The sequence below is a fragment of the Arthrobacter sp. FW306-2-2C-D06B genome, assembly GCF_021789175.1.
GTDB lineage: Bacteria > Actinomycetota > Actinomycetes > Actinomycetales > Micrococcaceae > Arthrobacter.
Map to the genome: position 1 here is coordinate 1857810 of NZ_CP084560.1, position 13808 is coordinate 1871617.

The following is a 13808-nucleotide window of genomic DNA, read 5'->3' on the forward strand; positions in this document are numbered from 1 at the left end:
GTGACCGTTCTTGATGACATCATCGTCGGTGTCAGGGAGGACATGGAGGCCCGCCGCCGCCTTGTCGGCCTTGACGAGCTGAAAGAACGCGCAACGGCCACCGCTCCTGCACTGGACGCGTGGGCCGCCTTGGGCGGTCCGGCGGCCAGTCGCGACGAACTGAAGGTCATCGCGGAAATCAAGCGCCGCAGCCCGTCCAAGGGCGATCTCGCGAGCATCGTCGACCCTGCTGCACTTGCGGTGCAATACGCCGACGGCGGAGCCTCCGTGGTCAGTGTCCTCACCGAACAGAGGCGCTTCAACGGTTCCCTGGCGGACCTCGACGCGGTGCGTGCCGCCGTCGACATTCCGTTGCTGCGCAAGGACTTCACCGTTGACGAGTACCAGATCTGGGAGGCCCGTGCGCATGGTGCGGACCTCATCCTGCTGATCGTCGCCGCGCTTTCCGATGCACAGCTGCGGGAATTCAGCGCGTTGAGCCACGAGCTCGGCATGAACGTCCTGGTGGAAACCCACACGCCCGAGGAAATCGAGCGTGCGGCCGCAGCCCAGGCGCGGATCATCGGAGTGAACGTCCGCAACCTCAAGACGCTCGACGTCGACCGCTCCCTGTTTGCCTCGCTCGCCGGAAGCATTCCAAGCGGAGCGGTTGTCGTGGCCGAGTCCGGCGTCCGGAACGCCGACGACGTCGCGCATTATGCGGGGAACGGTGCCGACGCAATCCTTGTGGGCGAAGCACTGGTGAGCGACTCCACCCCGCGCGAGCGGATCAGCGAATTCAAGGCGGCCGGAGCTGCCGCCATCGCCGTCAGGACATGAGACAGGCCTGATTCGCGGCGTGGACCCGGACAGCAGCAGACATCGCGGCTGGTAGCTGTCCTGCGGCCCTGGAAAAACCCAACTACCAACTGAACAGGACGGTGAGACTGATGGTGGACGCATCAACAGCCAACTCGCAAGAGAATGTGGCCGACGCATTCCTACAAGGTGGAGCCTCGCTCCGCAACGCCGCAGGGCCGTACTTCGGCTCTTACGGTGGACGCTGGATGCCCGAGTCCCTCATCGCCGCCCTGGATGAAGTCGAGGACACGTTTGAGAAAGCCAAAGCCGATCCTGAGTTCCTTGCCCAGCTGAAGGACCTCAACAAGAACTACTCTGGCCGTCCGTCGCTCCTCACGGAAGCCAAGCGTTTCTCCCAGCACGCCGGCGGGGCGCGCATCTTCCTCAAGCGCGAAGACCTGAACCACACCGGATCCCACAAGATCAACAACGTCCTCGGCCAGGCCTTGCTCGCGAAGCGCATGGGCAAGACCCGCGTCATCGCCGAGACCGGCGCCGGCCAGCACGGCGTTGCCAGCGCCACCGCCGCGGCCCTGCTCGGACTGGAATGCGTCGTCTATATGGGCGCCGAGGATTGCCGCCGCCAGGCACTCAACGTGGCCCGCATGCAGCTCCTGGGCGCCACCGTGGTTCCCGTGACCAATGGATCGCAGACGCTCAAGGACGCGATCAACGACGCCCTCCGCGACTGGGTTTCGAATGTGGACAACACCCACTACTTGCTGGGCACCGCGGCGGGTGCGCACCCGTTCCCGGCGATGGTGCGCTTCTTCCACGAGGTCATCGGCGAGGAAGCCCGGGCCCAGATCCTGGAACAGACCGGCAAACTTCCGGACGCCGTGTGTGCCTGCATCGGTGGCGGTTCCAATGCCATCGGCATCTTCCACAGCTTCCTGGACGACGCCTCCGTGAAGATCTACGGTTTTGAAGCCGGCGGCGACGGTGTCGAAACAGGGCGCCACGCGGCCGCCATCACCCTCGGACGCCCCGGCGTGCTCCATGGTGCCCGGTCCTACCTCATGCAGGACGAAGACGGCCAGACCATCGAGTCCCACTCGATTTCCGCAGGCCTCGACTACCCGAGCGTCGGTCCGGAGCACTCCTACCTCGCGGACATCGGCCGCGTCACGTACGAGCCCATCACGGACACCGAAGCCATGGACGCGTTCCGCCTGCTCTGCCGGACGGAAGGCATCATCCCGGCTATCGAGTCCTCGCACGCCCTCGCCGGTGCCATCAAAGTGGGCAAACTCCTCACCGAAGGCAAGGAGAACCCGGCCGACACGATCATCATCGTGAACCTGTCCGGCCGCGGTGACAAGGACGTGGAAACGGCCGCCGAATGGTTCGACATGCTGGATGAGAACGGCAACGTCAAGGGCACCACCCTCTCCACGCGCAAACCCAAGGGCCCGTCCGAACGCAGCAACCTTGAGATCAGCACTGAAGAAGCAAGCGAGGACCAGAACTGATGACTGAGCAGATGACCAGCAAGTCCGCTGCCGCGATCGACCGTGCGAAGGCACAAGGCCGGGCCGCGTTGATCGGATACCTGCCGGCAGGTTACCCGGACGTTCAGTCAAGCATCGACGCCGGCATCGCCATGGCGCGCAACGGCGCGGACCTCATTGAAATCGGCATCCCGTATTCGGACCCCGTCATGGACGGCGCTGTCATCCAGGCTGCGACCACAGAGGCAATCGCCAACGGCTTCCGCGTCGCCAGCGTCTTCGACGTGGTAGCGGGCATCACCGCGGCAACCGACGCCGCCGTGCTGGTCATGACCTACTGGAACCCGGTGATGCGCATGGGCGTCGACGAGTTCTCACGCAGGCTCGCCGAGGCGGGGGGAGCCGGACTCATCACGCCGGACCTCATTCCGGACGAGGCAGCCGAATGGTTTGAAGCTTCGGACAAGTACGGACTCGACCGGGTCTTCCTCGTGGCCCCGTCGTCCACTCCCGAACGCCTGGCCATGACGGTGGAGGCGAGCCGCGGTTTCGTCTACGCCGTCTCCATCATGGGTGTCACCGGAGCCCGGCAGTCAGTCAGCAGCGCCGCGGAGAAGGTTGTGGCCGATACGCATGCAGCCGGTGCCGAACGGGTTTGTGTCGGGCTCGGGGTCTCCACCGCGGACCATGTCCGTGAGATCGCCGCTTACGCGGACGGCGTGATTGTCGGTACCGCGCTGGTTGCGGCCATCCGCGACGGCGGCGTTGACGCCGTCGCGCAACTCACCAAGAACCTCAGCGCCGGCCTCGGCCGTGCAACAGCGCAGGCCTAGAAAAGGAAAAGCGTAGACAATGCAGAGTCTCCTCCACGTCGCGGCAATGGCTCCCATGAGCATTCCGAGCCCCTCATGGTCCGGATTTGATATTCCGCTGCCGTGGGGGACTCTCCGCATCCATGCGTACGCCCTGTGCATTCTGCTCGGCATCATCCTGGGCCTGTGGCTCACCGCCGTGCGTTGGAAGCGCCGCGGTACTCCCGAAGGCAGCCTGTGGGACATCGCCATCTGGGCGATCCCGTTCGGTATTGTCGGCGGCCGCCTCTACCACGTGATCTCCTCGCCGGACGCGTACTTCGGCCCGGGCTTCAACGGCACCGGCGACCTCTCGCTGATCCCGCAGATCTGGCGGGGCGGCCTGGGCATCTGGGGTGCCGTGGTTCTCGGTGTTATCGGTGCCTGGATCGGCTGCCGCCGTTCCGGCGTCAAGCTCACTGCCTTCCTCGACGCCGCGGCCCCCGGTCTCCTGCTGGCGCAAGCGATCGGGCGTTGGGGAAACTGGTTCAACCAGGAACTCTTCGGCGGACCCACCACGTTGCCGTGGGGCCTCCAAATAGATCCCAATAGCCCCAATTTTCCGGCCGGAATGCCTAGCGACACCCTGTTCCACCCGACGTTCCTTTACGAATCCCTTTGGAACATCATCGGCGTCGTGGTCCTTCTCGTCCTGGACCGCCGCTTCCATTTCCGCCGCGGCAGGCTCTTCTGGCTGTACGCCATCTATTACACGCTTGGCCGCGTCTGGATCGAAGCGCTGCGGATTGACGACGCCGAACAGATCAACCTCTTCGGCATCACCACGAGGCTCAACGTGTGGACCAGCATCTTCGTCTTCGTCGCAGCGCTCATCATCTTCATCGCACTGAGCCTGCGCGGCAGGCCGGAACCTGATTCCGCGTACCTTCCCGGCAAGAAACCCGCCGCGGACTCAAGTGCCGATGAGACGGCTGCTGCTGCCGAGCCGAATGGCACGATTGTGACCGATACGAAAGCCCATGATACGGACGGATCTGTCTCAGATACCGGTGCTCATGGTAATCTCCGGAATAACCAAAGCGATCTGGGCCATACTGCTGAGCCTACGGAAACGGCCGAGGAGTCACATGCCGGCGTTACGTCGGATTCCGGCTCCGCGTCTACCGAAACCTCCGCCAGCAGCGCCCCCGGATCCGGGCCGGAAGCTGGCAGCACCAAGTAGCCAGCGCTACGGCACAGGGGAACCGGGCTACCGCCCAGAGACCCCCGGCCACAGCGTCGTGGCACACTTGGCAGTCGCCCGGCAGCACACAGAGGCTCCGCGGTCAAGCTTGGGTCAGGGACATACGTAACTGTTCGTTGCGTCTTGCCTGCTGACCTACAATTTCAAGTAACTAGCGCTTTGTTATGCCCGTCACACGGCAGGCAAGGTGGGGCCAACGTTGTCCCTTCCATTCGCACGATCTCGAGGAAGGACGTCTTCAATGACCCATCTTCATAACCCAAGCTGGTTCGAAACAGTCGAACCGCAGGGTGCCATCTCGCCCTTCAAGCGTTTCGCTGCGCTCCCGGAAGCCCAGGGACTCTACAACCCTGAGCAGGAGAAGGACGCTTGCGGCTTGGCCATTATCGCCACGCTGCGTGGTGAACCCGGCTATGACATCGTGGAAGCGGCCCTGACTGCCCTGCGCAACCTTGAACACCGCGGCGCGGTGGGCGCCGACGAAGGCACGGGCGACGGCGCCGGGCTCCTCATGCAGGTCCCGGATGAATTCTTCCGGGCCGTCACTGAGTTCGAGCTCCCCGCGCCCGGCCAGTACGTGGTGGGTACTGCCTTCCTGCCAGCCGAAACCCGCGAAGCAGAGAACGCGAAGGCCGGCATCGAGGCGCTTGCAATCGATGAGGGCCTGACCGTTCTTGGCTGGCGTGAAGTGCCGGTGGTCGGGGATCTGGTCGGCGCAATGGCCCGTGCCTGCATGCCTTACTTCGCGCAGCCGTTCCTCGCTTCCGCCACGGGCGAGGTGCTGGACCGGAACGAACTGGACTCCCGCGCCTGGCGTGTCCGCAAGCGTGCCCAGAACAAGTTCGGCGTGTACTTCCCGTCGCTGTCCTCGCGCACCATCGTGTACAAGGGAATGCTGACCACAGCCCAGCTTGAGCCGTTCTACCCGGATCTCTCGGACAAGCGCTTCAAGACCAAGCTGGCAATCGTGCACTCGCGCTTCTCCACGAACACGTTCCCGTCGTGGCCGCTCGCCCAGCCCTTCCGCACCATCGCCCACAACGGTGAAATCAACACCGTCAAGGGCAACCGGAACTGGATGCGGGCGCGCCAGTCCCAGCTCGCCAACCCGCTGCTGGGCGATTCCCCGGAGGAGTTGTACCCCATCTGCACGCCGGGTGCCTCGGACTCCGCGTCCTTCGACGAGGTTGCAGAGCTGCTCTGGCTTTCCGGGCGGCCCATCACGCACTCGATCATGATGATGATCCCCGAGGCATGGGAAAACCACGCCACGATGGATCCGGCCCGCCGCGCCTTCTACGAGTACCACTCGCTGCTCATGGAGCCGTGGGACGGTCCTGCGGCAGTGTCCTTCACCGACGGCAACCTCGTTGGTGCGACCCTTGACCGCAACGGCCTGCGTCCGGGCCGTTACTGGATCACTGAAGACGGCCTGATCATCTTCGCCTCCGAAGTCGGCGTGATCGAGGTCGAGCCGGCCAAGGTAGTCAAGAAGGGCCGTGTTTCGCCGGGCAAGATGTTCCTGGTGGACACCGAAGCCGGCCGCATCATCGACGACGCCGAGGTCAAGGCCGAGGTGGCCGCAGCCAACCCCTGGGCTGAATGGGTCAAGGACAACTTGATCGACCTCAATGAGCTTCCCGAGCGCGAGCACGTGCTGCACACGGCTGCGTCCGTGAACATCCGCCAGCGGACTTTCGGTTACACCACCGAGGAACTGAAGATCCTCCTGGGGCCGATGGCCCGGACCGGGGCCGAACCGCTCGGCGCCATGGGCTCCGACACGCCGGTTGCCGTGCTGTCGAAGCGCCCGCGTTTGCTCTTCGACTACTTTGTGCAGTCTTTCGCCCAGGTGACCAACCCGCCCCTGGACGCGATCCGCGAAGAGCTCGTGACCTCGCTCAAGTGCGCCATCGGTCCCAACGGCAACCTTCTCGACGTCGGGCAGGTCCGCCAGCCGCAGATCTCCCTGCCGTTCCCGGTGATCAACAACGACCAGCTCGCGAAGATCGCCAACATCGAAAACGCCGACGGCGACAAGGTCGCCATGAAGGTCCGCGGCCTGTACCGTCCGGAGGGCGGCGAAGCAGCACTCCGCAGCCGCCTGACCGAAATCTGCGAGCAGGTTTCCGGCGCGATCAACCGCGGCGTGCAGTACATCGTGCTGTCCGACCGCGACTCCAACGCACAGTGGGCCCCGATCCCGTCCCTGCTGCTCGTCAGCGCGGTACACCACCACTTGCTCCGCAGCGCCAACCGCACCAAGACCGCCCTGGTGGTCGAGGCCGGCGACGTCCGCGAAACGCACCACGTGGCAGTGCTGGTGGGATTCGGCGCTTCCGCCGTGAACCCGTACCTGGCCATGGAATCCGTGGAGCAGCTCATCAGCACCGGCGAAGTGGTTGGTGTGACCCCCGAGGACGGCGTCTACAACCTCATCAAGGGCCTCGGCAAGGGTGTCCTGAAGATCATGTCCAAGATGGGCATTTCCACGGTGGCCTCCTACACCGGCGCGCAGACTTTCGAAGCACTGGGCCTGTCCCAGGATCTCGTGGACGAATTCTTCTCCGGCACCCACTCCCAGCTGGGTGGCGTCGGCCTGGACGTCATCGCCGCCGAAGTTTCCGCACGCCACCAGATGGCCTACCCGGAAGGCGGCATCGAGCTGCCGCACCGTCCGCTCCTCGGCGGCGGCGAATACCAGTGGCGCCGCGACGGCGAACCGCACCTGTTCAACCCGGAGACTGTCTTCCGCTTGCAGCACGCCACGCGCGAACGCCGTTACGACATCTTCAAGTCCTACACCAAGGGAATCGACGACCAGTCCGAGAACCTCATGACCCTCCGTGGGCTCTTGAAGTTCAAGGACACCGTGCGCCCCGTGGTGCCCCTTGAAGAAGTCGAGCCGGTTTCCAGCATCGTGAAGCGCTTCTCCACCGGAGCGATGAGCTACGGCTCCATCTCCAAGGAAGCCCACGAGACCCTCGCAATCGCCATGAACCGGCTGGGCGCCAAGTCCAACACGGGGGAAGGCGGCGAAGACGTTGACCGCCTGCTGGACCCGGAGCGCCGCTCCGCCATCAAGCAGATTGCCTCCGGCCGTTTCGGCGTGACCAGCCTGTACTTGACCAACGCCGAGGACATCCAGATCAAAATGGCCCAGGGCGCCAAGCCCGGTGAAGGCGGCCAGCTGATGGCGCAGAAGGTCTACCCCTGGGTAGCCCGGACCCGCCACTCGACCCCCGGCGTCGGGCTCATTTCCCCGCCCCCGCACCACGACATCTACTCGATCGAGGATCTCGCGCAGCTCATCTACGACGCCAAGCGGGCCAACCCCTCGGCGCGCGTGCACGTGAAGCTGGTGTCCGAAGTCGGGATCGGCACGGTGGCGTCCGGCGTCACCAAGGCGAAGGCCGACGTCGTGCTCGTCTCAGGGCACGACGGCGGAACCGGCGCCTCGCCGTTGAACTCGCTCAAGCACGCGGGTGTCCCGTGGGAGCTCGGCCTCGCCGAGACCCAGCAGACGCTCATGCTCAACGGGCTCCGCGACCGCGTGGTCGTTCAGGTGGATGGCCAGCTCAAGACGGGCCGCGACGTCGTCATCGCTGCGCTGCTGGGTGCCGAGGAGTACGGTTTCGCCACCGCGCCCCTCGTGGTGTCCGGCTGCATCATGATGCGCGTCTGCCACCTTGATACCTGCCCGGTCGGCGTCGCAACCCAGAACCCGGAGCTTCGTTCGCGCTTCACAGGCAAGCCCGAATTCGTGGTCAACTTCTTCGAATTCCTCGCCGAGGAAGTCCGTGAGCTGCTTGCCGAACTCGGTTTCCGCAGCCTCGAAGAGGCCATCGGCCACGCCGAAGTCCTGGACACCCGCGAAGCCGTGGACCACTGGAAGGCCGATGGACTCGACCTCGACCCGATCCTGCACGGCCTCGAGTTCGACGACGACGTTCCCCTGCGGAACCTCACCGGCCAGAACCACGAGCTGGACAAGCACTTCGACCAGCGCCTCATCGGCATGGCCGCGGAAGCCTTGAGCGACCGCACACCGGTGAAGATCGCCGTCGACGTCATCAACACGGACCGTTCTGTCGGCACCATGCTGGGGCACGTCGTCACCAAGACGTTCGGCATCGATGTGCTCGCCACCGACACCATCGACATCACGCTGAAGGGCACCGCCGGGCAGTCGCTGGGAGCCTTCCTTCCGGCCGGCATCACCCTGCGCATGTTCGGCGACTCCAACGACTACGTCGGCAAGGGCCTCTCCGGTGGACGGATCATCGTCCGCCCGGACCGCACCAACGTTTTCCAGGCAGAACGCAACGTCATCGCCGGCAACGTGATCGGCTACGGCGCAACGAGCGGTGAGATGTTCCTGCGCGGCCAGGTGGGCGAACGCTTCATGGTCCGCAACTCGGGGGCCACCGCCGTCGTCGAAGGCATCGGTGACCATGGCTGCGAGTACATGACCGGCGGCCAAACGCTGATCATCGGCCGCACGGGCCGCAACTTCGGTGCCGGCATGTCCGGTGGTACCGCCTACGTGCTGGACCTCCAGCCCGCCCGGGTCAACAAGCAGGCCTTGGATTCAGGGGAGCTGCAGTTGCTTGAGCTTGACGACGAGGACCGCACCATCGTCCACGGGCTCCTGGTCAAGCACCTGGAAGAAACCGAATCCGTCCTTGCGGGCCGCTTGCTCGAGAACTTCGATGACACAGCCGCCCGCATCACCAAAGTCCTGCCGCGCGACTACGCCGCGGTCCTGCAAACCCGTCTCGACGCTATTGAAGAGGGCCTTGATCCCGATGGCGAAGAAGTATGGTCTCGAATCCTGGAGGTAACCGGTGGCTGATCCACGCGGATTTCTGAAAGTCCGGCAGCGCGAGACGCAGCCACGCCGTCCCGTTCCCGTCCGGATCATGGACTGGAAAGAAGTCTATGAAGCCCAGGACAAGGGCGTGCTCAAGAGCCAGGCCGGCCGCTGCATGGATTGCGGCGTTCCGTTCTGCCACCAGGGCTGCCCGCTCGGGAACCTGATCCCGGAGTGGAACGACCTCACCTGGCGCGGCAAGGGCGAGGAAGCGATCGAGCGCCTGCACGCGACCAACAACTTCCCGGAGTTCACGGGCCGGCTGTGTCCTGCGCCCTGCGAAGCATCCTGTGTCCTGGGCATCAACCAGCCCGCTGTGACCATCAAGCAGGTTGAAGTTTCGATCATCGACGACGCCTTCGAAAACGGCTGGGTACAACCCCTTCCGCCGACGCGTCTCTCCGGCAAGACGGTCGCCGTCGTCGGCTCCGGCCCCGCGGGCCTTGCCGTCGCACAGCAGCTGACGCGCGTCGGCCACACTGTGGCCGTCTACGAGCGTGACGACAAGATCGGGGGACTGCTGCGCTATGGCATCCCCGACTTCAAGATGGAGAAGGAGCAGATCGACCGCCGCGTCGAGCAGATGAAGGCCGAGGGCACCCGCTTCCGCACAGGTGTGGCGGTCGGGAGCGACGTGACGTGGGAGCAGCTGCGCCGCCGTTACGATTCGGTGGTGATTGCCACCGGCGCTACCGTTCCGCGCGACCTCCCCATCCCGGGTCGCGGCCTCGAAGGCATCCACTTCGCCATGGATTACCTGGTCCCCGCCAACCGCGTGGTTGCCGGCGAAACCGTGGAGGGCCAGATCGACGCCAAGGGCAAGCACGTGATCATCCTTGGCGGCGGTGACACCGGCGCCGACTGCCTCGGCACGGCACACCGCCACGGCGCCGCGTCCGTCACCACCTTGGCGATCGGCAAGCAGCCGCCGCTTGAGCGTGCCTCGCACCAGCCATGGCCGACGTTCCCCACCCTGTTCGAGGTTGCCAGCGCACACGAAGAGGGCGGCGAACGCACCTACCTTGCTTCCACCGTCGAGTTTGTCGGCGAAAACGGCAGGCTCACAGGGGTCAAGGTCGCCGAGACCGAGTTCGTGGACGGCAAGCGCCTCCCGAAGGCCGGCACGGAGCGCGTCATTCCGGCCGACCTGGTTTTCCTGTCGCTCGGCTTTACCGGGGCGGAACCTGCCGGTATCACCGAACAGGTCAGCGCAGAATTCGACGGCCGCGGCAACGTGGCCCGAGATGGGTACTACATGACCAACACCGAGGGTGTCTTCGTGGCAGGCGATGCCGGCCGCGGGCAGTCCTTGATTGTCTGGGCGATCGCCGAAGGCCGCGCATGCGCTGCCGCCGTCGACAAGTACCTCATGGGCAGCACCATCCTCCCCGCGCCGGTGGCTCCCACCGACCGGGCTATAGCGGTCCTCTAAGGACCGGCGCACGACGCTTTCCCAACTCCAACTGCAGCACACTACTAGGGTAGGTATATGAGACGCGCAAAAATCGTGGCAACGTTCGGACCGGCAATTTCCAGCTTTGACAACACCCTCGCGGTGCTGGAAGCCGGCGTCGACGTCGCCCGCATGAACATGAGCCATGGCGACTACTCGGTACACGACACCACGTACGAGAACGTCCGCAAAGCCGCCGCCCAGCTTCACAAGCCGGTTGCCATCATGGCTGACCTGCAGGGCCCGAAGATCCGCTTGGGTCGATTTGTCGACGGCCCCCACGAGCTCGCCGTCGGTGACACTTTCACCATCACCACCGAGGACGTCCCGGGTACCAAGGACATCTGCTCCACCACGCTCAAGAGCCTGACCGAAGACGTCAACGTCGGCGATGCACTGCTGATCGACGACGGCAAAGTTGCCCTTCGCGCCATCGAGGTTGACGACGTCAAGGTGGTCGCCACGGTGACCGTCGGTGGCTGGGTCTCCAACAACAAGGGCATCAACCTGCCCGGCGTTGCAGTCAACGTCCCCGCGCTGAGCGAAAAAGACGAGGACGATCTCCGCTGGGCCATGAGGCGCGGTGTCGACATGGTGGCACTGTCCTTCGTCCGCGATGCGTCCGACATCAAGCGCGTGCACGAAATCATGGACGAAGAAGGCCGGCGCGTGCCGGTGATCGCCAAGATCGAGAAGCCGCAGGCCGTGGAGCAGCTCCACGAAATCATCGACGCGTTCGACGCCATCATGGTTGCCCGTGGCGACCTCGGCGTGGAACTCCCGCTCGAGGAAGTGCCGATCGTCCAGAAGCGCGCCATCGAACTGGCACGCCGCTGGGCCAAGCCGGTCATCGTGGCCACCCAGGTCCTCGAATCGATGATCGACAACCCGCGCCCGACCCGTGCCGAAGCTTCGGACTGCGCGAACGCAGTGCTCGACGGCGCCGACGCAGTCATGCTCTCCGGCGAGACCAGCGTGGGCAAGTTCCCGATCGAGACGGTCAAGACCATGGCCCGGATCATCGAGTCCACCGAAGAACACGGTCTTGAGCGCGTTCCTCCGCTCGGTACCAAGCCCAAGACACGCGGTGGCGCCATCACTCGTGCCGCCGTCGAAATCGCCGACCAGCTGGACGCAAAGTACATCTGTACCTTCACCCAGTCCGGCGACTCGGCGCGCCGCCTGTCCCGCCTGCGGCCCGTCAAGCCGGTTTTCGCCTTCACCCCGGTGGAGCACGTCTGGAACCAGCTGGCGCTGACCTGGGGCATCCAGCCCGTCCTGGTCCCCATGGTGGGCCACACCGACGCCATGACGGCCCAGGTGGACCGCAGCCTCCTCGAGATGAAGATCGTAGAGAACGGCGACCTTGTGGTCATAGCTGCCGGTTCGCCTCCCGGACAGGCTGGTTCCACGAACTCGCTCAAGGTCCACAAGGTGGGCGACCTCGCGGACACTTCCCGTGTGGAAGAGGCCGCAGCCCGCAAGGAAAAGGTCGGACCGTGGCCGGAAAAGAAGAAGGCCAAGTCGAAGGCCTGATCTTTTCGGATTAGCTTTTCGGATCAAGCAAAGGAGGCTCCGCCATTGGCGGGGCCTCCTTTGTCTTGTTTTGTTTTGTTTGGGGCTGGGTGGTTCGTCGCCGCGGCGGGTACTGTACGTCGTCGGAGGCTGGCCGGAGACTCTGGCGCGGTGGTATCCGGGCCGCAGGGCCGGGAGCGAGTCGGGGACGACGAAGGGCGCCGCTCCACGTGGAAGCGGCGCCCTTCGCGGGGGAGTGCTAGTTGACCTGGTTGATGATGGTCTCGGCGACCTCGCGCATGCTGAGGCGACGGTCCATGGAGGTCTTCTGGATCCAACGGAACGCTTCCGGCTCCGTGAGGCCCATCTTCGTGGTCAGGAGGCTCTTGGCGCGCTCCACAAGCTTGCGTGTGGCGAACTGCTCCTGAAGGTCGGACACCTCGTTTTCGAGCGCCTTGATCTCCTCGTGCCGGGACAAGGCGATCTCGATGGCCGGGATCAGGTCTGCCGGGGTGAAGGGCTTGACGACGTAGGCCATGGCGCCGGCGTCGCGGGCGCGCTCCACGAGCTCCTTCTGGCTGAACGCCGTCAGGAGGACCACGGGGGCGATCCTCGCCTTGACGATCTTCTCCGCAGCAGAGATGCCGTCCATGACAGGCATCTTGACGTCCATGAGGACCAGATCCGGCTTCAGTTCCTCGGCCAGCTGGACTGCCTTCTCACCGTTGTCGGCCTCACCGACAACGTCGTAGCCTTCGCCCTTCAAGATCTCAATGATGTCCAGGCGGATGAGGGTTTCATCCTCCGCGACAACTACTCGGCGTGCCGGCTGGGATGCGGGCTTGGACTCCGTCTGTTCTGACACGGGATCTCCTTCAAGACGTACGGCGGGTTCTCAACCATCTTAGTTGCACCCGGTCCCTGCGTATGATTTATTGCTCGGCCGAGCCGGTTCTGGAAATTAGCCTATCTGCATGTAGAGTAGTTTCGCGCACTGCAACAGGGAGCGTTGAGTTCTGTGAAGAGCCCGACGTCGGTTAGTCTTGTTTCGGTGTTTCCGCGCCCGAGTGGCGGAATTGGCAGACGCGCCGCACTCAAAATGCGGTATCGAAAGGTGTGTGGGTTCGAGTCCCACCTCGGGCACAGCATTCCCCCTCGTCAGAGGGGTTTTTGCTTTAACGTGTGTACAAAGCTTGTGGTGGCGTCCCTCTGACGCTAAGTTCGCGGGCTTTGGCCTGGCGGCGGCGGTGGCCTATTCAGGTGTGTGGGTGGCGGGTTCAGGGCCCTGGCTGGTGGGCCTCCCGCCTGCTGTGGGTGGGGTGATGCGGTTCCTCGTTCCGGTTCGGTCGGGTTGGTCGTGGATGGCCAACACCAGTTCATGGTTCAGGGTTCCGGGTACCGCATGATGAAACCGATTTTGGCGCGGAGGTTTCTTTGGACGGCTATTCCTGGTTGTAAGGGAGTGCTGTGGCTGTCCGGTTGTCCTGCCAAATGGGGTGTGGACAGTGTCCACACTTACGTATGCTTTATGGGAATGCTTATGGCGGTCCGCCCTTGAGTCCTCGACGTACCGGCCCTCAATGCACCGCCGGCCTCGGGGCTACGGAGCTTCATGGGGAAC

At 64.4% G+C, this 13808-nt stretch carries 8 protein-coding genes and 1 tRNA gene; 8 read left to right on the forward strand and 1 reads right to left on the reverse strand.

What is annotated here, in order from left to right; translation table 11 throughout:
• The 7 genes from trpC (at window position 1) to pyk (ending at window position 12208) form a co-directional block, all read left to right on the forward strand.
• A complete protein-coding gene (gene trpC, locus LFT47_RS08740) occupies window positions 1-819 on the forward strand; it encodes an indole-3-glycerol phosphate synthase TrpC (RefSeq protein ID WP_236817199.1) in 819 nt (272 codons plus the stop codon).
• A 110-nt stretch (window positions 820-929) separates the two neighbouring features.
• The gene (trpB, locus tag LFT47_RS08745; RefSeq protein WP_236817201.1) at window positions 930-2312 is read left to right on the forward strand and encodes a tryptophan synthase subunit beta; all 1383 of its coding nucleotides are present in this window, start codon (window positions 930-932) and stop codon (window positions 2310-2312) included.
• Window positions 2312-3124, forward strand: a complete 813-nt coding sequence (trpA, locus tag LFT47_RS08750) for a tryptophan synthase subunit alpha (protein WP_236817209.1) — start codon at window positions 2312-2314, stop codon at window positions 3122-3124. The genes trpB and trpA overlap by 1 nt, the downstream gene beginning before the upstream one ends.
• 19 nt (window positions 3125-3143) lie before the next feature.
• Entirely contained in the window at window positions 3144-4325 is a 1182-nt protein-coding gene (lgt, locus tag LFT47_RS08755; RefSeq protein WP_236817229.1) for a prolipoprotein diacylglyceryl transferase, read from the forward strand.
• Between the two features lie 262 nt (window positions 4326-4587).
• Window positions 4588-9201: a glutamate synthase large subunit gene (gene gltB, locus LFT47_RS08760; protein ID WP_236817231.1), complete on the forward strand. Its 4614-nt coding sequence runs from the start codon at window positions 4588-4590 to the stop codon at window positions 9199-9201.
• Window positions 9194-10651, forward strand: coding sequence for a glutamate synthase subunit beta (locus LFT47_RS08765; protein WP_236817233.1), 1458 nt, complete (start codon window positions 9194-9196; stop codon window positions 10649-10651). The genes gltB and LFT47_RS08765 overlap by 8 nt, the downstream gene beginning before the upstream one ends.
• 57 nt (window positions 10652-10708) lie before the next feature.
• The gene (gene pyk / locus LFT47_RS08770; RefSeq protein ID WP_236817235.1) at window positions 10709-12208 is read left to right on the forward strand and encodes a pyruvate kinase; all 1500 of its coding nucleotides are present in this window, start codon (window positions 10709-10711) and stop codon (window positions 12206-12208) included.
• Between the two features lie 238 nt (window positions 12209-12446).
• Here pyk and LFT47_RS08775 read toward each other — a convergent pair whose 3' ends face one another.
• Window positions 12447-13052, reverse strand: a complete 606-nt coding sequence (locus LFT47_RS08775; protein ID WP_028266834.1) for an ANTAR domain-containing response regulator — start codon at window positions 13050-13052, stop codon at window positions 12447-12449.
• A 196-nt stretch (window positions 13053-13248) separates the two neighbouring features.
• Here LFT47_RS08775 and LFT47_RS08780 point away from each other — a divergent pair.
• Window positions 13249-13330, forward strand: a tRNA-Leu gene (locus tag LFT47_RS08780).
• Window positions 13331-13808: the final 478 nt, after the last annotated feature.